Source organism: Micromonospora sp. NPDC049051, from assembly GCF_043197575.1.
In the GTDB taxonomy this organism is placed as follows: Bacteria; Actinomycetota; Actinomycetes; order Mycobacteriales; family Micromonosporaceae; genus Micromonospora.
The window spans coordinates 1-21,579 of sequence record NZ_JBICTL010000007.1 but is presented as its reverse complement, the minus strand read 5'-3'; the positions used below and the strand labels follow the sequence as shown (position 1 = coordinate 21,579).

The following is a 21,579-nucleotide window of genomic DNA, read 5'->3' as shown; positions in this document are numbered from 1 at the left end:
CCCCGTGTCGAGCGAACCCCGACCGCACCCCGTCCCGCCGTCGATCGGGGCACCCCGCCGGCCGGCCCGTACGCTGACCCGCCTCGCCGGGGTGGCCTTGGTCGCGGGGGCGCTGGTCACCGGTGGTGGCGCCGCCGCGGTCGCCGCGCCCGGCGGGTCCCCGGCCGATGCCGCCACCGCCCGGGTGACGCCCGGCCCGTGCGCCTACACCGAGACGCCCGAGGACCCGGCCGCCCGGCCGGTCCCGCTGCCGCCAGACCCGCGGCGCACCCCCGACCGGGGCACCGTGCGGGTCACGTTGCGGACCAACCAGGGGCCGATCGGGTTGACCCTCGACCGGGAGGCGGCCCCCTGCACCGTGCAGAGTTTCCTGCACCTGGTGCGCCACCGCTTCTACGACCGGACCTCGTGTCACCGGCTCACCGCGTACCCGACGCTGCGGGTGCTCCAGTGCGGCGACCCCTCCGGCACCGGCTCCGGTGGCCCCGGCTACCGCTACGCCGACGAGCTGCCCACCGACCTGCCGCCGGCGCCGACCGACCCGACCGGGGTGCGCCGGCTCTACGCCCGGGGCACGCTCGCCATGGCCAACGCGGGCCCCGACACCAACGGCAGCCAGTTCTTCCTGGTCCAGGGGGATTCGGCGCTGCGCCCCAACTACACGGTCTTCGGCTCGGTCGACGCGGCCGGCCTGGCCACCCTCGACCGGATCGCCGCCGGCGGCATCGCCCCCACCGTCGAGGATCCCGCGCCCGTGGACGGTGCGCCCGCCCTGCCGGTCGACATCCGGAAGGCGGCCCGGCACCACCACCCGCACCGCTGAGCCCCGAAGGCCCGGTGGTCGTGCCGGCGGCGTCGGACCGGAACTTCCGGAACCTTATCGGGAGCGCCGCGGAGCCGCGCCGGCCCTCACGGCCGGCGCGGCTCCGCCGTGCTGTCGCGGACGACCAGGTTGGTGGCGAGTTCCACCCGGGGGGAGTCGATGGCCTCGCCCTGCGCCAGCCGCAGCACGGTGCGGGCGGCCACCCGGCCCATCTCCACCAGTGGCTGCCGGACGGTGGTCAGCGGCGGTGAGGCCCAGCGGGCCTCGGGCAGGTCGTCGAAGCCCACGACGCTGACGTCGTCGGGGATCCGCAGCCCCCGGCGCCGGACGGCCTCGTAGACGCCGAAGGCCATCTGGTCGCTGGCCGCGAAGATGGCCGTCGGCGGGTCGTCGAGGTCGAGCAGCGCCGTGCCGGCGGCGAAGCCCGAGGCGTGGTAGAAGTCGCCGGGCTGCACCAGCCTCTCCTCCACCGGCGCGCCGGCCGCCTCCAGCCCGGCCCGGTGCCCGTCGAGACGGGCCCTGCTGCACAGCAGGTGCGCCGGCCCCGCGACGAAGCCGATCCGCCGGTGCCCGAGCGACAGCAGGTGCTCGGTCGCGGCCAGCCCGCCGGCCCAGTTGGTGGCCCCGACCGTGGGCACGTCGGTGGCGGGCACGCCGGCCGGGTCGACGACGACCACGGGCACGTTGAGGCGGCGCAGCTGCGCGTGCAGCGGCGGGCTCAGGTGCGAGGTCACGAAGATGACGCCGTCGGTGGCGCGGGCCCGCAGGTTCTGCAGCCACTGCCGGGCGGCGGTCGACTGGCGGTGTATCGCGGAGACCACGGTGCCGACGCCCGCGCCGTGCCCGACGTCCTCGACCCCCCGCAGGATCTCCACCGCCCACGGGCTGTCCAGGTCGTTGAAGACGAGGTCGAGCAGGCCGGCACGGCTGACCGTACGGCTGCCCCGACGTTGGTAGCCGTGCTGGCGCAGCAGCTCCTCCACCCGCTCGCGGGTGCCGGGGGCCACGTCCGAGCGCCCGTTGAGCACCCGGGACACGGTCGGCACCGAGACCCCGGCCTCCCGCGCGATGGCGGTGATGGTGATCCTGCGCCCGTCGTCGCCGTCCACCCGCGTCTCCTTCACCGGTCGGAGGACCGACCGTACCCGTGACCACCGAAAAACGTCCGGAACGGCGGGGCCGCTCCACCGGCCCATCTTGCCCCACGATCGGGGGTTGACGACACGGCAGGTCGGTTCTAGCGTTCGGACGAGTTACGGAAGTATTCCGGAAACTTGTCGGACACCTTTCGGTCGTCGCGCCGGCGGCGACGTCCCCCACCACACCCCCACCACGAGAGGTCGATCATGACTGTACGAACGCGGCTCGCCCGCGTCGTCGCGCTCGGCGCCGCCCTGGCCCTGGCGTTGCCACTTACCGCCTGCGGCGACGGTGACTCGGCCGCCGGCCCGGACGAGATCCGAATCCTGGTGTACGGCGACGCCACCAACAAGGTCGAGAAGCAGCTCGTCGACACGTTCAACAAGACGTCGAAGGTCAAGGCGGTGCTGGACACCATCCCGGGCGCCGACTACCAGACCAAGCTCCAGACCATCATCAACACCAAGCAGGCGCCGGACGTCTTCTTCAACTGGGGCGGCGGCAGCATCACCCCGTTCATCAAGGCCGACCTGCTGCTGCCGCTCGACGACATGATCGCCAAGGACCCGGGGCTCAAGCAGAACTTCCTGCCCTCGGTCTTCAACACCGCCACGGTCGACGGCAAGGCGTACGGGGTGCCGATGCGCGGCACGCAGCCGGTGCTGCTGTTCCACAACAAGAAGGTCCTCGCCGACGCCGGCCTCACCCCGCCGAAGACGTGGGACGACCTGCTGGCCGCCGTGCGGACCCTCAAGGGCAAGGGGATCACCCCGATCGCCCTCGGCGGCGGCGACAAGTGGCCGACCCAGATGTGGTACCAGTACCTCTACGACCGGGTGGCCGGGCCCGAGCTGTTCGCCAAGGCGCTCGGCGGCGACAAGAGCGCCTGGGAGAGCCCGGAGAGCCGCCGCGCCCTGGAACTGCTGCGACAGCTGACCGACGCGGGCGCGTTCGGCACCAACTTCGACTCGGTCAAGTTCACCGACGGCGGCTCGCCCACGCTGCTGTCCAGCGGCAAGGCCGGCTTCGAGCTGATGGGCTCCTGGAACTACTCGACCCACAACGACGCCAACCCGACCTTCGCCGCCGAGGGCCTCGGCTGGAGCGCCTTCCCGAGCGTCCCGGGCGGCAAGGGCGACCCGCGCAACGTGGTGGGCAACACCAACAACTTCTACTCGGTGCTGAAGAAGACCAAGCACCCCGACGCGGTGGCCGAGTTCCTCAAGCTCCAGTACTCCGACGAGTTCGTCCAGGCGCAGCTGTCCATCGGCAACCTGCCGACCACGACCAACACCGAGAAGTTCCTCGACGGCGCCACCAACCCGGACTACCTGAAGTACCAGTTCACCCTGGTCAAGGAAGCCCCGAGCTTCCAGCTCTCCTGGGACCAGGCGTACCCGCCGGCCGCGACCACGACCATCCACCAGGCGGTGCAGCAGTACTGCAACGGCCGGATGGACGCCGCCGGCTTCATCAAGGCCATGCAGTCCCTGCAGGCGGGCTGAGCGCGGCCATGTCCACCACCACCCTCGCCGCCCCCACCGTGACGGAGCAGCGACGGGCCCGACGAAGCCCGGGCGGCCCCACCCTCAGCCGCCCGGGCTTCGCCTGGGCCCTCCCCGCGACCCTGTTCTTCGGGCTGTTCGCGCTCGCCCCGCTGGTCCTCGTGGTCGTGCTCAGCTTCACCAGCTGGGCGGGCCTCGGCTCACCCGAGTACGTCGGGCTGGACAACTGGCAGCGACTGGCCCGCGATCCCGTCATGATCAACAGTCTCTGGCTGAGTGTCCTGCTCACCGCCCTCGGTGTGCTGGTGCAGACGCCGCTGAGCCTGCTGATCGGGGTGTGGGCGGCCGGGCCGCAGCGCAACCGGGCCGTACTGTCCGCCGTCTTCTTCCTGCCGCTGCTGCTGTCGGCGACCGCCGTGTCGGTGCTGTGGCGGGCGCTGCTCGACCCGAACTTCGGCGTGCCCGGTCAGGCCCCGTGGCTGTTCGGCGACGGCAACCTCTTCGGCAGCCGGACGGGCGCGATCGCCGTGCTGGTCTTCGTCAGCAGCTGGCAGTTCATCCCGTTCCACGCGCTGATCTACCAGGGCGCGGCCCGCGCCGTGCCGGCGGTGCTCTACCAGGCCGCCGAGGTCGACGGCGCCGGTCGGTGGGGACAGTTCCGCCACGTGACCCTGCCGCAGCTGCGCAACGCCATGATCACGTCAGTGGTCCTCATGGTGGTCGGCGGGCTCACCACGTTCGACAGCGTGCTGATCCTCACCCAGGGCGGGCCGGGCACCGACACCACCATCACCGCCTACCACATGTACGAGCAGGCGTTCCGCAGCTTCGACTTCGGCGCCGGCGCGGCCATCGCCCTGATCCTCGTCGTCGTCGCCACCCTCATCTCGCTGATCGTGGTCCGGGTCTCCGGCTACGACAGGATGCGCTCCACGATGGAGGGCCTGTGAAGCGACACCGTCCGAACTGGCTGGCCGGGATCGCCGCCACGGCCTGGCTGCTCCTGATCGGCCTGCCGATCTACGTCATGGTGGCGATCACCGTGCAGACCCGCGAGGGGTACGGCCGCAACGGCCCCATCGCCCTGCCCGACACCTTCACCCTGGACAACTACACCGGCGCCTTCGACGAGGGCTTCGGCCGCTACCTGTTCAACACCCTCGTGGTGACGGCGAGCGTGGTGGCCATCGTGCTGCTGCTCGTGCCGCCGCTGGCGTACGCCATCGTGCGCAGCCGCAGCCGGCTCACCTCCGGCGTGTTCCGGCTGTTCCTGCTGGGCCTGGCGATCCCGGCGCAGGCGGTCATCGTGCCGATCTTCTACCTGATCAGCAAGGCGGGGCTCTACGACAACCTCGTCGGCGTCATCCTGCCCACCGCCGCCTTCTGCCTGCCGGTGTGCGCGCTGATCCTCAGCGGCGTCATGCGCGACATCACCCCCGACCTGTACGAGGCGATGGCGATCGACGGCGCCAGCCCCGCCCGGGTGTTCCGCCAGCTGGTGCTGCCGCTGTCGCGCGGCGGGATCGCCACGATCGCCGTCTTCTCCGCCCTCCAGGCGTGGAACGGCTTCCTGTTCCCGCTGATCCTCACCCAGTCCGACTCCACCAAGGTGATCACCCTCGGCCTCTACAACTTCCAGACGCAGTACGGGATCAACATTCCCGGCCTGCTCGCCGCGGTCGTGCTGTCGATGGTGCCCGTCCTGCTCGTCTATCTGTTCGCCCGGCGGGCCCTGGTGCAGGGGCTGATGGGCGTCGGAGGAAAGTGACCGACAACGTGACCCTCGACATCGCCACCGGCGCCGCGACCTGGACCGACCCGACCCTCGACCTCGAGACCCGGGTCGACGCCCTGGTCGCCGCGATGACCCTGCCGGAGAAGGTGGCCCAGCTCTACGGCGTCTGGGTCGGCGCCGCCGCCGACGGGGGAGAGGTCGCGCCGTACCAGCACGACATGGAGGAACCGGTCGACCTGGACGACCTGCTGGACGTCGGCCTCGGCCAGCTCACCCGGCCGTTCGGGACCGCGCCCGTCGACCCCGCGCTCGGTGCGCTGTCACTGCTGCGGACCCAGCAGCGCGTCGCCGCCGCGAACCGGTTCGGCATCCCGGCGATGGCGCACGAGGAGTGCCTGGCCGGCTTCGCCGCCTGGGGCGCCACCGCGTATCCCGTTCCGCTGTCCTGGGGGGCCACCTTCGACCCGGAGCTGATCGGGCGGATGGCCGCCGTCATCGGCGCCGACCTGCGCCGCGTCGGCGTGCACCAGGGGCTCGCGCCGGTGCTCGACGTGGTGCGCGACGCGCGCTGGGGACGGGTGGAGGAGACGATCGGCGAGGACCCCTACCTGGTGGGCACCATCGCCACCGCGTACGTGCGGGGCCTGGAGTCCGCCGGGGTGGTGGCCACGCTCAAGCACTTCGCCGGCTACTCCGCGTCCCGGGGCGGGCGCAACCTGGGCCCGGTGCCGATGGGCCCCCGCGAGCGTGCCGACGTGATCCTCCCGCCGTTCGAGATGGCCGTACGCGAGGGCGGCGCGCGGTCGGTGATGCACGCCTACACCGACACCGACGGGATGCCGTCGGCGGCCGACGAGCAGCTGCTGACCGGCCTGCTCCGCGACGCCTGGGGCTTCCCGGGCACCGTGGTGGCCGACTACTTCGGCATCGCCTTCCTGCACACCCTGCACGGGGTGGCCGGCGACTGGGCCGAGGCGGCGGCCGAGGCCCTGGCCGCCGGCGTGGACGTCGAGCTGCCCACGGTGAAGACGTTCGGCGAGCCGCTGCGTGCGGCGCTCGCGGCCGGCGCGGTGCCGGAGGCGCTGATCGACCGGGCGGTGCGCCGGGTGCTGACGCAGAAGGCGCAGCTCGGGCTCCTCGACGCCGACTGGACCCCGGTGCCGGCCGCGCTGGCCGGCGCCGACCTGTCCGACCCGGACGCGCTGCGCGGCACCGTCGACCTGGATCCGCCGGCCAACCGGGCGCTGGCCCGCGAGGTCGCCGAGCGTTCCGTGGTGCTGCTGGCCAACGACGGCATCCTGCCGCTGCGCCGGCCGGCCCGCATCGCGCTGGTCGGGCCGCAGGCGGAGAGCCCCACGGCGGTGCTGGGCTGCTACTCGTTCCCCGCCCACGTCGGATCCCGCCACCCCGAGGTGCCCGTGGGCATCGAGCTGCCCACCCTGGCGGCGGCGCTGCGCGCCGAGTTCCCCGACAGCGTCGTGGTCACCGTGGCCGGGGTCTCCGTCGACGGCGACGACACCGGCGGGGTGCCGGCGGCGGTCGAGGCGGCGCGGGGCGCGGACGTGGTCGTCGCCGCGCTCGGCGACCGGGCGGGCCTGTTCGGCCGGGGCACGAGCGGCGAGGGCTGCGACGCCGAGTCGCTGGCCCTGCCCGGGGCGCAGCAGCACCTGCTCGACGCGCTGCTGGACACCGGCACGCCCGTGGTGGTGACGCTGCTCGCCGGGCGCCCGTACGCGCTGGGCCGGGCGGTGACCGAGACGGCGGCGATCGTGCAGTCGTTCTTCCCCGGCGAGGAGGGCACCCCGGCGATCGCGGGCGTGCTCGGCGGCCGGGTCACCCCGCAGGGGCGGCTGCCGGTCAGCGTGCCCCGCGGGCCGGGCGCGCAGCCCACCACCTACCTGTCGGCCCGACTGGGCCAGGCCAGCGACGTCTCCAACGTCGACCCGACCCCGGCGTACGGCTTCGGGCACGGCCTGGGCTACACCACGTTCGACTGGTCGGGCCTGGTGCTCGACGAGCCGCTCGCGGCGACCGACGGGGAGCTGCGGCTGCACTTCACGCTGCGCAACGCCGGCTCCCGGTGGGGCAGCGAGGTGGTGCAGGTGTACGCCCACGACCCGGTGGCCTCGGTGGTCCAGCCCGTGCAGCGGCTGGTCGGCTACCTACGGGTGCCGCTGGAGGCGGGCGCGGCCTGCCGGATCGACCTGGCCGTGCCGGCCGACCTGTTCGCGTTCACGGGGCGCGACGGGCGGCGCGTCGTCGAGCCGGGCGAGCTGGAGCTGCGGCTGGCGGCGTCCAGCACCGACCACCGGCTCGTGGCGGCGGTGGCGTTGCACGGCCCCGCCCGGCACGTCGACCACACCCGGCGGCTGCACCCCCGCTTCGCCGTCACGCCGTCGGCCGGCTGAACGGTGGCGTTCACCGACCTGCCCGAGGAGCAGCTGCGGGCGTACCGCGGCCAGGTGGCGGAGCCGGCGGACTTCGACCGGTTCTGGGCGGACACGCTCGCCGAGTCCCGGGAGTGCGACTGGCCGGTGCGGGTCGAGCCGGTGCCCTGCGGGCTGGCCACGATCGACGCGTACGACGTGACCTTCCCCGGCTTCGCCGGGCAGCCGGTGCGGGCCTGGCTGCGGCTGCCACGCGGCGCGGAGGCGCCCCTGCCCACGCTCGTGCAGTACGCCGGCTACGGCGGCGGCCGGGGCCATCCGCTGGAGAACCTGCTCTGGGCCTCGGCCGGCTTCGCGCACCTGCAGATGGACACCCGGGGGCAGGGGGCGGGCTGGGCCCGGGGAGACACCCCGGATCCGGCCGCCGCCGGCCCCGAGGCGCCCGGAGTGCTCACCCGGGGCGTGACGGACCCCCGCACGTACTACTACCGACGGTTCCTCACGGACGCGGTGCGGGCGGTGGACGCGGCCCGGACCCTGCCGGCGGTCGACCCGGCGCGGGTCGCGGTCCTCGGGCACAGCCAGGGCGGCGCGGCGGCGCTCGCCGTGGCCGCGCTGCGGCCCGACCTGCGGGCCGTCGTGGCCGGCGTGCCCTTCCTGTGCGACGTCCCGCGCGCGATCACGGTCACCGACGCGTACCCCTACCGGGAGATCCGCGACTACCTGGCGGTCCACCGGCACGCCGAGGAGCGGGTGCTGGCCACCCTGGCCTACGTCGACGGGGTGAACTTCGCCCGCCGGGGCCACCTGCCGGCCCGCTTCTCCGTCGCGCTGATGGACGAGATCGTGCCGCCGTCGACCGTCTTCGCCGCCGTCAACGCCTGGCGGGGGCCGACGGAGCTGGCGGTCTGGCGGTACAACGGCCACGAGGCCGGCGGGATCGACGACGACGAGGCGGCCGTGCGCTTCCTGCGCGTACACCTGTCGCCGGACCGGGCCCCCGACGGCCCCTAGCCTGGTAGACAGGGTGCGTGGCCAGGCCAGCCCGGATCCGCCGGCGCGCTCCGGGCGTCGCGACCGCCGGTGGGCGGGCCGTCGCGGCGGCGCTCGTGATCGTGGCGCTCGCGGCCGGCTGCACCCGGCCCGCGCCGTCGCCGGCACCACCCGCCGCGCCGGGCCCGTCCGTCCCGGCGACGCCATCACCGTCCGTCCCGGCGACGCCCGCGACGAGGACGTCCACGCCGTCACCGACCTCGCGCGGGCCGGGCCTCGTCGTCCTCACCGACGTCGATCCGCGCATCCGCACCGACATCCGGTACGCGGGCGCGCACAACTTCGTCGGCCGGCCGGTCGCCGGCTATGCCGAACCGCTCTGCCTGCTGAGCCGCCCGGCCGCCGAGGCGCTGCGCCGGGTGCAGGACGCCGCCCTGGCCCGGGGCCGCAGCCTGAAGGTGTACGACTGCTACCGGCCCCGCCGGGCCGCCGACGACTTCGTCGAGTGGGCCGGGCAGCCGGGCGAGCAGCGGATGAAGGCCGAGTTCTATCCCCGGGTGGCCAAGTCCAAGCTGTTCGACGAGGGCTACATCGGCGCCCCCACCGCCCACAGCCGGGGCAGCACCGTCGACCTGACCCTGGTCGACGTGCCGACCGCCACCCAGCCCCCGTACGCACCGGGGCAGCCCCTGGTCTCCTGCACCGCCCCGAAGGGGCAGCGGTTCGCCGACAACGGCGTCGACATGGGCACCGGCTTCGACTGCTTCGACCCGCTCGCGCACACCGACTCGCCGCAGGTCACCGGCGTGGCCCGGGACAACCGGCGGCTGCTGCGCCAACTGATGACCGACGGCGGCTTCGTCAACTACGACCGCGAGTGGTGGCACTACCGCTACCGCGACGAACCCTGGCCGGACACGTACTTCGACGTGCCGGTGGCCCGCTCCTCCGCCGAGGCGGCGGGTGGGTAGCGCCCGCGTCCACCGAGGGCCCGCACTCCCGGCCGCACCGCGGGGTTCGGGTCCCGGCGGTCGCGACGGGGCGGATCAGGCCGCGGCGTAGCTGCCGCCGTTGATGGTGTACTCGGCCCCGGTCACCTGCGCGGCGAGATCGGAGATGAGGAAGACGATGACCCCGGCCACCTCGTCGGGGCGGCCGAGCCGGCCGGTGGGCAGCTTGCGGACCTCCTTGACGAAGTAGCTGAGGGCCTCCTCGCGCTCCATGCCGAACTCGTTGGCGAGGCTGTCGGCGAAGCCGTCGGGCGCGTCCCAGAACGACGTCCGGGTGGCTCCCGGCGACACCACGTTGCTGCGGACGCCCGCCGGGCCGAACTCGATCGACAGGGACTTGGACAGGCTGAGCAGGGCCATCTTGCTCACGCAGTAGTCCACGAAGAACGGCGCCGGCTCGCGGCTTCCCTCGCTGGCGATGTGCACCAGCGAGCCACGGCCGGCCCGGATCATGTGCGGCAGGGCCGCCCTGGTGGTGCGTACCGCCGACATGAGGTTGAGGTTGAGCGTCCGTTCCCACTCGCCGTCGTCCACGGAGAGGAACCCGTTGTCCCGGTAGGGGTAGACGCCGACGTTGTTGACGACGGCGTCCACCCCGCCGAACTCGGCGACGGCCGCGGCGATGACCTGGTCACCGGCTGAGCCCTCCCGCATGTCCACCGTCACCGGCAGCACCGTGCCCGCGATCTCCTCCAGCGCCTTCGGTTCGATGTCGGCACCGACCACCCTGGCGCCCTCCTCGGCGAGCAGTGTGGCCGTGGCGAGCCCGATGCCCGAACCGGCGCCGGTGACGACCACCACCCGGTCGGTGAGCCGTGTGTCCATGTGTTGCCTCCCCGACCCTCTCGCCGACGCGACCAGGGCCGGGCGTGTCACCGGCGACGGGCGGGGCGGCGTGCGGTTGGCCTGCGGATTGTCGATCTCCATCGTCGGACCGCGGGCGCGCGGGCGCATCTCCCAGCGTGCGGGTTCAGCGACCGCCGCAGGGCGGGCGGGTGCCGTCCCGCTCATCGGAAGGCGGCGTGCGTGGGCCGGGTGGCGCCGCCCCGCTCATCCCGGAGGCGGCGTGCGCGGGGCGGGCGGGTGCCGCCCCGCTCACTTGAAGGCGGCGTGGCCGGTCAGCACCTGCCCGATGATCAGCTGGTGCACCTCGGAGGTGCCCTCGTAGGTGAGCACCGATTCGAGGTTGGCCGAGTGGCGGATGACCGGGTAGTCGAGGGTGATCCCGGCCGCGCCGAGGATGGAGCGGCACTCGCGGGCGATGGCGATGGACTCGCGCACGCTGTTGAGCTTGCCCAGGCTGATCTGCCGGTGGTCGAGGGTGCCGGCGTCCTTCAGCGCGCCGATCCGCAACGCCAGCAGCATCCCCTTGCCCAGTTCCAGCCCCATGTCGGCGAGCTTGAGCTGGGTGGCCTGGTACGCGGCGAGCGGCTTGTCGAAGATCTGGCGGCTGCGGGCGTACGCGACCGTCGTCTCCAGACAGTCGTGGGCCGCGCCCAACGCCCCGAAGACGATGCCGAACCGGGCCTCGTTGAGACACGTCAACGGCCCCGACAGGCCGACGGCCTCCGGCAGCATCGCGTCGGCGGGCAGCCGCACGCCGTCGAGGACGAGTTCCGAGGTCACCGAGGCGCGCAGGGAGAGCTTGCGGGTGATCTCCGGGGCGGTGAAGCCGGGGGTGCCGGCGGGGACGAGGAAACCGCGTACGCCCTCGTCGGTGCGGGCCCACACCACGGCGACATCCGCGACGGAGCCGTTGGTGATCCACATCTTGGTGCCGTCGAGCACCCAGTCGTCCCCGTCGCGGCGGGCCCTGGTCCGCATGCCGGCCGGGTCGGAGCCGAAGTCCGGCTCGGTCAGGCCGAAGCAGCCGATCGCCTCGCCGGCGGCCATCCGGGGCAGCCACTGCTGCTTCTGCTCCTCGGAACCGAAGCGCCAGATGGCGTACATGGCGAGCGACCCCTGCACCGAGACCAGGGAGCGCAGCCCCGAGTCGCCCGCCTCCAGCTCGAAGCAGGCCAGCCCGTACGCGACGGCGGAGGTGCCGGCGCAGCCGTAGCCGTGCAGGTGCATGCCGAGCACGCCGAGTTCACCGAGCTCCAGGGCCAGTTCCCGGACGGGCAGCCGGCCCTCCTCGTACCAGGTGGCGATCTGCGGGCGGATCCGCCGGTCGACGAAGCCACGTACGGCGGCCTGGAGCTCCCGGGCGTCGTCGTCGATCAGGGCGTCGACGCCGAAGTACGCGAGCGCGGGCACGGGGGCAGACGGGGTCACGGTTCGTATCCTCCCAGGGGTTGCGGTTGCGCGATCACGCTACGCGCGCCGGCCGGCGCGTCCCGCACGTCGTCGCCGTCATGCGCGGCGGTCGTGCCTGGTCACCACGCCCGGTGCGTCGAGGGCGGGTCCCTGCGGCGCTCAGCCGCCGGGGCGCAGTGGCAGCCAGGCCAGCACGTCCTGGATCTTCGCGTCCCAGTACGCCCAGTCGTGCGTGCCGGGGGAGAAGTCCACGGTGAGCGGGACGCCCCGCTCGCGGGCCGCCGCCACGAAGGTCCGGTTGTCCTCGTACAGGAAGTCCTCGGTGCCGCACACGACGCGCAGGGCGGGCAGGTCGGCGACGGCCGCCCGGTCGAGCAGGGCGAGCACGTCGTCGTCGCTGCCGGCGACGGTGCGCTCGCCGAAGGCGGTGTGCCAGACGCCCGCGTCGAGGGGCGTGCTCGACGTGGGAGAGCGGGCGGCCACGTCGAGCGCGCCGGAGAGGCTCGCCGCCGCCGCGAACCGGCCCGGCTCGCGCAGGGCCCACTTCAGCGCCCCGTAGCCGCCCATGGAGAGCCCGGCGACGAAGGTGTCCTCCCGCCGGGACGAGAGCCGGAAGAACCGCTGGCACAGCCGGGGCAGCTCGTCGCTGAGGAAGGTCCAGTACCGGTTGCCGTGCTCCTCGTCGGTGTAGAAGCTGCGGCCGACCTGAGGCATCACCACGGCCAGGCCGAGCGGCGCCACGTACCGTTCGATCGAGGTGCGGCGCAGCCAGATCGTGTCGTCGTCGGATAGGCCGTGCAGCAGGTAGAGCACGGGCGGGTCGCCCTGCGGGGCGCTGCCGGACATGCCGATCTGCGTGGCGGTCTGCTGGGGCAGGATTACCGTCATCGAGGTGCTGAGACCGAGCACCTCGGAGTAGAGGTCGACACGCATCAGGGCCACGATCGTCGACCGTATCGGGTCCGCACGCGCGAGGAAGGACCCGGCGGTCCTCCCCGTCGAACCGGGAGCGCAACCCGGCCACGGCGCGTCGCCGCCCCGGGCCGGTCAGGCGTTCGTCGGCGCCCCGTCCGGCTCGGGTCCGGCCCCGCCGGAACCCGCCGACGGCGCCAGCCGGGCGTCGAGGGCGTCGAGGTCGGGGACGAACCACACGTGGCTGGAGCGGTTCGACTCGTGCACGAGGGCGCGCAGGGCCGAGCTGGCCGCGAGGTGCGCGGTGATGTCGCCCACGACGACCAGGCGGATGCGGTAGTTGACGAACTTCTGCATGATCTCGCCGGCGAAGCGGGTGCCGAGGGAGAAGAAGGAGGCGTCGAGCCGGCCCGCCGGCACGGCCACCAGTTGCGCGCCGAGGAAGGCCGCGCCGATCAGGTCCAGCGCGTCCTGCTCGGTGGTCACGGGCGGGCCGTGCGGGTCGCAGACCAGCACCGGCACCCCGGCCCGGTCCTCGATGACGTCAGGCATCGTCGGCCTCCCCGGCGAGCAGGCCGTTGTCGCCGTCGAGCACGGCGTCGACCAGGCGCAGCACGTCGGCGGTGGCCGAGGCGCTGCCCAGGATCACGATCTTCATGCGGCTCCGATCCTCGTCGTGGACGGTCTGGACGCGTAGTGGATGCGCGGGTTCGTGGTTGGTGTTCGCCGCGGCCAGGACGAGCGTGCCCAGCCGGTCGGCCGCTGCCCGGTCGACGCCGTCGACCTGCACGATGCTCGACACCTCCACCGCCGCGCCGCCGACGGGACGGGCGGGTGCCGGTCGGCCGGTCAGCGCGTCGAGGTCGGCGCGGGCGATCCGGTACTGCTTGCCGATCCGTACGGCTGCGAGCCGGCCGGCGCGGATGTAGCCGCGCACGGTGCGTACGTGCAGGCCCAGCCGCTCGGCGACCTGCTCCACCGAGAACATTTCCTCACTCATCGTTCCCTACGCTAGCCGTGCCTGGGCACGATAGGGAAGTTCTTTTCGTCGTCGCTCGACGCGAGAGGATTCATGAATATTTGTTGCGGCCACCGCCGGGACGCGCCTACCGTCATCGGCGCAAGGTCAACCAGACGCCCCAGGGGAGTACGCCGTGTCGCAGCGCACCGACGCCACGTGGCTCACGCCGCGCTGTGGTGCCCCGCTGCCCACAGGCAAACCAGTGCGACACCAGCGCCGTTCCCAGCAGGGCCGGCAGCCGGGGTGGCGGCGCGTCTAGCGACGACGCGTACGCGCAGCCGCCCACCCCACCGGGGTCCGGGCGGCTTCTTCGTCTCCCGGACCCGCGTTGCCCCGACCGAACCGATGCCGGTGCCGGCGCCGGTGTCCCGTCGCCACTCGCGGCCGGGCCGCCGCGACCAGCCGACGACACCGCGACCAGCCGACGACACCAGGAGACGACGATGAGCTACACCCCGCTCGCGGGCACCCGCGCGCCGGTCCGGGTCTGGACCGACCCGTACGGCATCGAGCCGCAGGCCGCCCGGCAACTGCGCAACATCGGCGCGCTGCCGTGGGTGGAGGGCGTCGCGGTCATGCCCGACGTGCACTTCGGCAAGGGCGCCACGGTCGGCTCGGTCATCGCGATGCGGCAGGCCGTATCGCCGGCGGCGGTCGGTGTCGACATCGGTTGCGGCATGTCCGCGGTCCGCACCTCGCTGACCGCCGCCGACCTGCCGGACGACCTGGCCGGGCTGCGCTCGGCCATCGAGGCCACCATCCCGGTCGGGTTCAACCAGCGGGAGAAGCCGGTCGACCCGCGTCGGATCCGTGGGCTGGAGCAGGCCGGTTGGGACGACTTCTGGCGCCGGTTCGCCGACCTCGACCGGCGGGTGGCGCAGCTGGAGACGCGGGCCCAGCGGCAGCTGGGCACGCTCGGCGGCGGCAACCACTTCATCGAGGTCTGCCTGGAGCAGGGCGGTGCCGACGAGGGACGGGTGTGGCTGATGCTGCACTCCGGCTCCCGCAACATCGGCAAGGAACTGGCGGAGCGGCACATCGCCGTCGCCCGGCGGCTGCCGCACAACACCGACCTGCCCGACCGGGACCTCGCCGTCTTCCTCGCCGGCACGCCGGAGATGGACGCCTACCGCCGGGACCTGTGGTGGGCGCAGGAGTACGCGCGGCGCAACCGGGCGGTCATGCTCGCCCTGCTCTGCGGCGTGGTGCGGGAGCAGTTCCCGCAGGTGAGCTACGACGAGCCGATCAGCTGCCACCACAACTACGTGGCGGAGGAGACCTACGACGGCGTCGACGTGCTGGTCACCCGCAAGGGGGCGATCCGGGCCGGTCGGGGGGACCTGGGCATCATCCCGGGGTCGATGGGCACCGGCTCGTACGTCGTGCGGGGCAAGGGGAACCCGGACGCGTACTGCTCCGCCTCGCACGGGGCAGGACGGCGGATGTCGCGGGCCCAGGCGAAGCGGACGTACAGCACCGCCGACCTGGCCGCGCAGACCGCCGGCGTGGAGTGCCGCAAGGACGCCGGGGTGGTCGACGAGATCCCCGGCGCGTACAAGGACATCACCCAGGTGATGGCGCAGCAGGAGGATCTGGTCGAGGTGGTGGCGCACCTCAAGCAGGTGGTCTGCGTGAAGGGGTGACCGCCGGCCGGCGCCCCGGGAGGGGTGGGCGCCGGCCGCCGGTCCCGGGGGCGGCCCGTCCCCGGCCGGCGGGGATCCCCCCGTGCGGGCCGGCCCGCGATCGATACCCGTAGAGTCTCGCCGTGACCGAGATCGACGTGCAGGTCGACCTGTTCCATCCTGCGGACCGGGTGTGGCACGCATTGACGGATCGTGCCCTGCTCGCCCGGTGGTTCACCGAGGTCGAGCCGATGGCCGGGACACCCGGCCGGCTGCTGCTGTTCACGGCCGGCCTGCCCGGGTTCGACGCCGCCGTCGACGCGCAGGTGATCGACCGGCGGAAACCGGAGCTGATCGGGTTGCGCTGCCTCGAGGGGGGCCGGCGCAGCCGGTTGACCTGTACCGTCGCTCCCACGGCCGAGGGCTGCCGACTGTCGGTCCGCGAGGCGCTGGAGCACGGCGGCTGGCCCGACGAGCAGCGTGAGCGCCGCGAGGACTCCTACCGGCAGGCGTTGACGGGGCGGCTGCCGGCGATCCTCGACTGGCTGGCCTTCCGGCAGGTCGACCTGCGTCGGGGGCAGGCCGCGATGACCGTCGAGATGCCGATGGTCGAGGGGGTCGGCGACGAGCCGGCGCCGGCCGGCCGCCGGGGGGCGTTGCTGGTCGCGGGGCTGGCCGGCGCGGTGCTGGTCGCCGGGGCGGCGGTGTGGGCGGTCCTGCCCGGCGAGCCGGAGCAGGTCGCCGCCCCGGGCGCGGCACCGTCGCCGACCGCCACGGCCGCTCCGAGTCGTACGCCGCAGGGCACGCTCTCCGCCCGTCCCACGCGCAGCGCCACGCCGTCGCCGTCCCGCCCGAGCCGGACGCCCTCGGCGAGCCCTTCGGCGACGCCGTCGCGTACGCCTACCTCGGGCACCCCGTCGACCCCCGCACTGACCGCCCGCTACGAGACCGTGGCGACGCGGTTCCTCGGCTTCACGGGCGAGGTGGTCGTCGCCAACCCGGGTGGCGCGGCGGTCAACGGCTGGAAGGTGGTCGTCACGCTGGCCGAGGGCGGGTCGCTCACCGACGTCAGCGGGGCCGACTGGCAGCAGGAGGGGCAGGTCGTCACCTTCACCGGCGCGGCCGTGCCGGCCGGGCGCTCGCGGACGTTCACCTTCGCCGTCCGGGACGTCGACCCGCTCACCAGGGCGCCCGAGGGCTGCGTGCTGGGCGACGCCCCCTGCGCGGGGCTCTGACGCCGGCTCGCGCCGGTTCCCTGCCGCCATCGCCCGCCCGGGCGTACCCGTCGCGTCGGGCGGTGCGCTGTTAGGGTGGGCGGGAGTGACCGGAAAGGGAGACCAGACGTGGCGGGTGACGACGACATCTCCGGGTGACACCGGAAGTGCCCGGCCAGCGGCAGGCGTCCGAACGCCGCCGTCGTGGCCACGGGCCGTCGTTCCCGAATCCCGTCCCCGGGGCGCCCGGCGCGCCCACGTCACTCCAAGGGTTTCCGCATGTCCGAGGCATTCGTCACCTGTTCGCACCTCTCCTTCTCCTGGCCGGACGACACCCCGGTCTTCGAGGGCCTGTCGTTCACCGTGGGCACCGGCCGCACCGGCCTCGTCGCGCCGAACGGCGCCGGCAAGACCACGCTGCTCCGGCTGATCGCCGGCGAACTCCGGCCCACCGCCGGCTCCGTGACCGTCGACGGGGTGCTCGGCTACCTGCCGCAGAGCCTCCCGCTGGCCGGCGACCTGACCGTGGCCGAGGTGCTGGGGATCGCGCCGGTGCTCAGGGCGCTGCACGCCGTCGAGTCCGGCGACGCCGACGAGAAGCACTTCACCACGATCGGCGACGACTGGGACATCGAGGAGCGTACGCGCGCCCAACTGGACCGGCTCGGCCTCGGCGACGTGTCGCTCGATCGGCCCCTGCGCACCCTCAGCGGCGGTCAGGTCGTCTCCCTCGGCCTGGCGGCGCAACTGCTGCGGCGTCCCGACGTCCTGCTCCTAGACGAGCCCACCAACAACCTGGACCTCGACGCCCGTCGCACCCTGCACGCCGTGCTGGCGGACTGGACCGGTTGCCTGCTGCTGGTCAGTCACGACCGTGCGCTGCTGGACCGGATGGACCGCATCCTCGAACTCGACCGCGGCGAGGTGCGCTCCCACGGCGGGAACTTCACCGCCTACGAGGAGGCGGTGCGCGCCGAGCGGGAGGTCGCGCAGAAGAACGTCCGCCACGCCGAGCAGGAGGTCAAGCGGGAGAAGCGGGAGATGCAGCAGGCCCGCGAGCGGGCCGAGCGCCGGGCCGGCAACGCCGCCCGCAACCTGAAGAGCGCCGGCCTGCCGAGGATCGTCGCCGGTGGGATGAAGCGCAGCGCCCAGGAGTCGGCGGGCCGGTCGAACGACACGCACGCCGCGCGGGTCGGCGACGCCCAGGCCCGGCTCGACGAGGCGGGCCGGGCCCTGCGCGAGGAGCAGCGGATCACGCTGGAACTGCCCGGCACCAACCTCCCGGCCGGGCGCACGGTCTTCCTCGGCGAGCGGATGCAGGTCCGCTACGGCGAGGTCGCGCTGTTCGCCGGCGACGGCGTCGACCTGACGATCCGGGGGCCCGAACGGATCGCGCTGACCGGCCCGAACGGCGCCGGCAAGTCCACCCTGCTGCGCCTGGTCAGCGGCGACGTGCAGCCGGAGGGCGGCCACACCAGGCGGGCCGACGGCCGGATCGCGTACCTGTCGCAGCGGCTGGACCTGCTGGACCTCGACCGGACGGTGGCGGAGAACCTGGCCGCGTACGCGCCCACGACGCCGGAGTCGCAGCGGATGACCCTGCTCGCCCGCTTCCTGTTCCGGGGGCCCCGCGCCCACCTGCCGGTCGGGGCGCTCTCCGGCGGCGAGCGGCTGCGCGCCACCCTGGCCTGCGTGCTGTTCGCCGAACCGGCGCCGCAGTTGCTGCTGCTCGACGAGCCGACCAACAACCTGGACCTGGTCAGCGTCGCCCAGTTGGAGAGCGCGCTGGACGCGTACGAGGGCGCGTTCGTGGTGGTCAGCCACGACGAACGGTTCCTCGCGGCGATCGGTGTGGACCGCTGGCTACGGCTCGCCGACGGCCGGCTGCGGGAGACCGCCGCCCCCACCGAGGTCGCCCGACGACCGTGACGCGGTCGCGTCCGCCCTCGACTCCGGCGGGCTGGCAACCACGGGGCGTTCCTCGCGGTCGCGCTTGCGGGCGACCGCGAGGGGCGTGACCGCCAGCGGCGCGTCGACTGGCTCGGCCGCCAGCCGCTGGATGGGCGGGGCGGGACGTGTCACGATGCGAGGTGGAGCGAGGGAGGCAAACGTGTCGATGCCCGTCCCTGAGTCGGACGAACTGCGCCGCCGCCTGTCGCGGCTGGTCCTCGTCCACGTCGCGATGTCGGTCGCGTTCACGCTGCTCGCGGTGGCCGGCGTGGCATCGCCCGCCCGGCGCGCGGGGGCGTTCGCCGTGCCGTGGCTGGTGATCGGGGCGGCCGGTGCGCTCGGCGCGTTGCTCATCGCCGCCGCCGCCTGGCGGCTGCGCGGCGGCCTCGCGGCGGGCCGGGCGTCGAGGGAGCGGGGCCGTACGGTGGGAGACGTCAGCCCGGCTGGGCATGGCGCTCGCGGCGGCGGTGGCGCTCGTCGTCGGCGTGGCCGTGGCGCCGGCCGGGTCGGAGCGGGGATTCGTGATCGGGGTGGACGCGGCCCTCGCCGGCGCGCTCGCCCTGTTCGCGCTGGCGACCGGCGACGTCCGCCGAGCCGTCGACCCGGCGCGGCGCAGGGCCACACCGTCGGCCGGATGAGTTCCGGCGCCGGCCGGGAGGGGCCCGGTTCCGGGGCCGCCCTGGCTGCGGCTGCGCGGCCCTGTGCCCGCCTGCGTCCGGGTGCCGGTATGACGGTTCCGTTATGCCGCATATCGACGCCCTCCCCTATAGCATTCATGCACATCTATGCCGGCGGTGGCACGCCGCCGGACGACCGCAGGGAGTGCGTGTATGTTCCGACGACAACTGCTGCGCGCGGCGACCGCCGCGCTGGCGGCGGTGCTGGCCGCAACCGGAATGCAGGTCGCGACCGACACGGACGCGTCCGCCGCCGCCCGCACCGTCTACTACGACGCGAGCCGCGCCGGTGAGTTCCGCACCAACTTCGACCAGGCCGCGGCCATCTGGAACAGCCGGGTCAGCAACGTCCAGCTGGTCGCCCGTACGCCGGGCAACGTCACCATCTACGTCGACAGCGGCTGGCCCCGCGCCCAGGTCACCAGCCTCGGCGCCGGCCGGGTCTGGATGGGCTGGACCGCCGTCAACCAGGGGTACAACCGCACCCGCATCGCCACCCACGAGCTCGGCCACATCCTCGGCCTGCCCGACCTGCGTACCGGCCTCTGCTCCGACCTGATGTCCGGCAGCAGCGCGCCGGTCTCCTGCACCAACGCCTACCCGAGCGCCACCGAGGCGTCCCGGGTGAACCAGCTCTTCGCTGGCGGCCTGGCCGCGTCGGAGGTGCCCACCGGCACGTTCTCGTGGAACGACACCGACGACATCTCGCCGCAGGTGGTCAACGGCCGGCCGGCGAGCGAGAACTACCCGTGGATGGTGTACGTCTCCGGCTGCACCGGCACGCTGATCAAGGCCAACTGGGCGGTCACCGCCAAGCACTGCGGGACCCCCTCCTCGGTGCGGGTCGGCAGCATCAACCGCACCAGCGGCGGCACCGTCGTCTCGGTGACCCGGGCGGTGAACCACCCGAGCGTCGACGTCAAGCTGCTGCAGCTGTCCAGCTCGGTCAGCTACGCCCCGGCGCCGATCCCGACCACCTCCGGCGCGGTCGGCACCGCCACCCGCATCATCGGCTGGGGCCAGACCTGTGCCCCCCGCGGCTGCGGTAGCGCCCCGGTCATCGCGAACGAGCTGGACACCTCGATCGTGGCGGACAGCCGCTGCCTCGGCATCAACGGCCCGTACGAGATCTGCACCAACAACACCAACGGCAACGCGGGCGCCTGCTACGGCGACTCGGGCGGCCCGCAGGTGCGCCAGATCAACGGGGCGTGGGCCCTGATCGGCGCCACCAGCCGGGCCGGCAACAACAACTCCACCTGCGCCACCGGCCCGTCCATCTACGTGGACCTGCCGTCCATCCGCACCTGGATCAACACCCAGGTCGGCGGCCTGCCAGTCTGACCCCACCCCGGTACGGGGGACGCCGCACGAGCGGCGTCCCCCGTACACCGTCGCCCCGGCCGGCCGCCGGGCTGTCACGCGGCGACCACCCGGAGTGCGGTACGGTGCCTGGACATCGATCCCCTCTGAGGTGATTCATGCGTGTCGTGGCCGCGCTCGCCCTGACCCTGGCGCTTGCTCCCGCGCCGACGCCGACGGCCTCCGGTGGGCCGGTCGGTGACCTGCTCGGCGGCGTGGGCCGGGTCGTCGACGACCTGCTCAAGGGCGGCAGGGCCACCCCGGGCGCCTCTCCGACGCCGGTTCCGACCGGCTCCACGGCCCCCGCCCCGACCCCGGCCGACCCGTCGGTCGCACCGGCTGTCCCAGCGGCGCCGGGCCCCTCCGCGCCCGCGCGCGGGGGCGCGTCGGCCCCCGCACCCGCCGGCGACCTGCCCGCCGGGCGGGAGGCCGGGGCGCCGGCCCCGGAGGAACGGGAGTCCGCCTCCGACGCCCCCTCGACCGTCGCGGCCCCGCCGCGCGGGGACGACGGGGCAACGGACCGGTGGCTCGTCTACGGCCTCGTGCTGGGCGTCCTGGCGGTGCCGGTCCTGTTCGTCCTGCACCGGCGGCGCCGGCCCGCCGTCGCGGCTACCGGTCCGGCCGGACCGGCCAGCCCGCCGACCCCCGCCCCCGATCCGGACCCGGACGACGAACCCGTGCTCGACAACGTGACCCACCTGCCGACGGACCTGAACGCGATCTACGAGCTCGGCCGGCTCGACGAGCGGCTCAGTCAGGAGCGCAACCGCCGGTCCTGAGCCAGGGCGGGCGGCGCGGGCGCCGGTCCTGAGCCCGGAAGGCGACACGACAACCGGGGGGAGCAGGAGCAGGGGCGGGGGTCGGTCTGCGCATCCTGGCATGCCGAAAGGGCCGGTCCCCGTGGTCGGGGGCCGGCCCTTTCGTTCGTTCGTGGTGTGGGTCAGGAGGTGTAGCCGCGGGTGGCGATCCAGT

At 73.9% G+C, this 21,579-nt stretch carries 19 protein-coding genes; 13 read left to right on the top strand and 6 right to left on the bottom strand.

Translation table 11 applies throughout. The annotated features are described in order from the left end of the window. The first annotated feature begins 4 nt into the window (after positions 1 to 4). Positions 5 to 823, top strand: coding sequence for a peptidylprolyl isomerase (locus ACGFIR_RS26305; protein WP_393007194.1), 819 nt, complete (start codon positions 5 to 7; stop codon positions 821 to 823). Between the two features lie 86 nt (positions 824 to 909). Here the strand turns inward: ACGFIR_RS26305 and ACGFIR_RS26300 are convergent, their stop codons facing one another. Further along, entirely contained in the window at positions 910 to 1,932 is a 1,023-nt protein-coding gene (locus tag ACGFIR_RS26300; RefSeq protein WP_393007196.1) for a LacI family DNA-binding transcriptional regulator, read from the bottom strand. Between the two features lie 237 nt (positions 1,933 to 2,169). Between ACGFIR_RS26300 and ACGFIR_RS26295 the strand changes: the two genes are divergently transcribed. From ACGFIR_RS26295 to ACGFIR_RS26270, 6 genes are read left to right on the top strand one after another with little or no spacing between them, the layout of a single operon-like run. Further along, positions 2,170 to 3,468 carry an ABC transporter substrate-binding protein gene (locus tag ACGFIR_RS26295; protein WP_393007198.1) on the top strand — a complete coding sequence of 433 codons (1,299 nt, stop codon included), beginning with the start codon at positions 2,170 to 2,172 and terminating at the stop codon, positions 3,466 to 3,468. Between the two features lie 8 nt (positions 3,469 to 3,476). Next, a complete protein-coding gene (locus ACGFIR_RS26290) occupies positions 3,477 to 4,418 on the top strand; it encodes a carbohydrate ABC transporter permease (protein WP_393007200.1) in 942 nt (313 codons plus the stop codon). Beyond that, positions 4,415 to 5,236 (top strand): carbohydrate ABC transporter permease, encoded by an 822-nt coding sequence (locus ACGFIR_RS26285; RefSeq protein ID WP_393007202.1) that lies wholly within the window; start codon positions 4,415 to 4,417, stop codon positions 5,234 to 5,236. Before ACGFIR_RS26290 ends, ACGFIR_RS26285 begins: the two co-directional genes overlap by 4 nt. Then, positions 5,233 to 7,611: a beta-glucosidase gene (locus ACGFIR_RS26280; RefSeq protein WP_393147772.1), complete on the top strand. Its 2,379-nt coding sequence runs from the start codon at positions 5,233 to 5,235 to the stop codon at positions 7,609 to 7,611. The genes ACGFIR_RS26285 and ACGFIR_RS26280 overlap by 4 nt, the downstream gene beginning before the upstream one ends. A 3-nt stretch (positions 7,612 to 7,614) precedes the next feature. After that, positions 7,615 to 8,604, top strand: coding sequence for an acetylxylan esterase (locus ACGFIR_RS26275; RefSeq protein WP_393147770.1), 990 nt, complete (start codon positions 7,615 to 7,617; stop codon positions 8,602 to 8,604). Positions 8,605 to 8,621: 17 nt separating this feature from the next. After that, positions 8,622 to 9,554 carry a M15 family metallopeptidase gene (locus ACGFIR_RS26270; RefSeq protein ID WP_393147768.1) on the top strand — a complete coding sequence of 311 codons (933 nt, stop codon included), beginning with the start codon at positions 8,622 to 8,624 and terminating at the stop codon, positions 9,552 to 9,554. A 75-nt stretch (positions 9,555 to 9,629) separates the two neighbouring features. Here ACGFIR_RS26270 and ACGFIR_RS26265 read toward each other — a convergent pair whose 3' ends face one another. The 5 genes from ACGFIR_RS26265 to ACGFIR_RS26245 form a co-directional block, all read right to left on the bottom strand. Continuing rightward, complete coding sequence (locus ACGFIR_RS26265; protein WP_393147766.1) at positions 9,630 to 10,418, bottom strand: SDR family NAD(P)-dependent oxidoreductase; 789 nt, start codon at positions 10,416 to 10,418, stop codon at positions 9,630 to 9,632. A gap of 270 nt (positions 10,419 to 10,688) precedes the next feature. After that, positions 10,689 to 11,816 (bottom strand): acyl-CoA dehydrogenase family protein, encoded by a 1,128-nt coding sequence (locus ACGFIR_RS26260; RefSeq protein WP_393148014.1) that lies wholly within the window; start codon positions 11,814 to 11,816, stop codon positions 10,689 to 10,691. A 192-nt stretch (positions 11,817 to 12,008) separates the two neighbouring features. After that, positions 12,009 to 12,791, bottom strand: coding sequence for an alpha/beta hydrolase (locus tag ACGFIR_RS26255; RefSeq protein ID WP_393147764.1), 783 nt, complete (start codon positions 12,789 to 12,791; stop codon positions 12,009 to 12,011). 105 nt (positions 12,792 to 12,896) lie between these two features. Further along, on the bottom strand, positions 12,897 to 13,313 hold the full coding sequence (locus tag ACGFIR_RS26250; RefSeq protein WP_393147762.1) for a DUF4180 domain-containing protein: 417 nt from the start codon (positions 13,311 to 13,313) through the stop codon (positions 12,897 to 12,899). Next, positions 13,306 to 13,761, bottom strand: a complete 456-nt coding sequence (locus tag ACGFIR_RS26245) for a helix-turn-helix domain-containing protein (RefSeq protein WP_393007216.1) — start codon at positions 13,759 to 13,761, stop codon at positions 13,306 to 13,308. Before ACGFIR_RS26245 ends, ACGFIR_RS26250 begins: the two co-directional genes overlap by 8 nt. 464 nt (positions 13,762 to 14,225) lie before the next feature. Here ACGFIR_RS26245 and ACGFIR_RS26240 point away from each other — a divergent pair, with 464 nt between their 5' ends. The 6 genes from ACGFIR_RS26240 (at position 14,226) to ACGFIR_RS26215 (ending at position 21,386) form a co-directional block, all read left to right on the top strand. After that, positions 14,226 to 15,425, top strand: a complete 1,200-nt coding sequence (locus ACGFIR_RS26240) for an RtcB family protein (protein WP_393147760.1) — start codon at positions 14,226 to 14,228, stop codon at positions 15,423 to 15,425. 122 nt (positions 15,426 to 15,547) lie between these two features. Next, entirely contained in the window at positions 15,548 to 16,639 is a 1,092-nt protein-coding gene (locus ACGFIR_RS26235) for an SRPBCC family protein (protein WP_393147758.1), read from the top strand. Between the two features lie 258 nt (positions 16,640 to 16,897). Next, complete coding sequence (gene abc-f, locus ACGFIR_RS26230; RefSeq protein ID WP_393007222.1) at positions 16,898 to 18,547, top strand: ribosomal protection-like ABC-F family protein; 1,650 nt, start codon at positions 16,898 to 16,900, stop codon at positions 18,545 to 18,547. A gap of 470 nt (positions 18,548 to 19,017) precedes the next feature. Next, positions 19,018 to 19,206, top strand: a complete 189-nt coding sequence (locus tag ACGFIR_RS26225) for a hypothetical protein (protein WP_393147756.1) — start codon at positions 19,018 to 19,020, stop codon at positions 19,204 to 19,206. 147 nt (positions 19,207 to 19,353) lie between these two features. Next, complete coding sequence (locus ACGFIR_RS26220; protein WP_393147754.1) at positions 19,354 to 20,589, top strand: snapalysin family zinc-dependent metalloprotease; 1,236 nt, start codon at positions 19,354 to 19,356, stop codon at positions 20,587 to 20,589. A gap of 137 nt (positions 20,590 to 20,726) precedes the next feature. Then, entirely contained in the window at positions 20,727 to 21,386 is a 660-nt protein-coding gene (locus ACGFIR_RS26215; protein WP_393147752.1) for a hypothetical protein, read from the top strand. The last annotated feature ends 193 nt before the right edge of the window (positions 21,387 to 21,579 follow it).

What these genes read in the sequence shown, in the direction of transcription:
- ACGFIR_RS26295 (WP_393007198.1), top strand. Translation starts at nt 2,170, where the DNA reads ATGACTGTACGAACGCGGCTCGCCCGCGTCGTCGCGCTCGGCGCCGCC.
- ACGFIR_RS26290 (WP_393007200.1), top strand. Translation starts at nt 3,477, where the DNA reads ATGTCCACCACCACCCTCGCCGCCCCCACCGTGACGGAGCAGCGACGG.
- ACGFIR_RS26265 (WP_393147766.1), bottom strand. Translation starts at nt 10,418, where the DNA reads ATGGACACACGGCTCACCGACCGGGTGGTGGTCGTCACCGGCGCCGGT.
- ACGFIR_RS26250 (WP_393147762.1), bottom strand. Translation starts at nt 13,313, where the DNA reads ATGCCTGACGTCATCGAGGACCGGGCCGGGGTGCCGGTGCTGGTCTGC.
- ACGFIR_RS26245 (WP_393007216.1), bottom strand. Translation starts at nt 13,761, where the DNA reads ATGAGTGAGGAAATGTTCTCGGTGGAGCAGGTCGCCGAGCGGCTGGGC.
- ACGFIR_RS26240 (WP_393147760.1), top strand. Translation starts at nt 14,226, where the DNA reads ATGAGCTACACCCCGCTCGCGGGCACCCGCGCGCCGGTCCGGGTCTGG.
- abc-f (WP_393007222.1), top strand. Translation starts at nt 16,898, where the DNA reads ATGTCCGAGGCATTCGTCACCTGTTCGCACCTCTCCTTCTCCTGGCCG.
- ACGFIR_RS26225 (WP_393147756.1), top strand. Translation starts at nt 19,018, where the DNA reads ATGGCGCTCGCGGCGGCGGTGGCGCTCGTCGTCGGCGTGGCCGTGGCG.
- ACGFIR_RS26220 (WP_393147754.1), top strand. Translation starts at nt 19,354, where the DNA reads ATGCCGGCGGTGGCACGCCGCCGGACGACCGCAGGGAGTGCGTGTATG.
- ACGFIR_RS26215 (WP_393147752.1), top strand. Translation starts at nt 20,727, where the DNA reads ATGCGTGTCGTGGCCGCGCTCGCCCTGACCCTGGCGCTTGCTCCCGCG.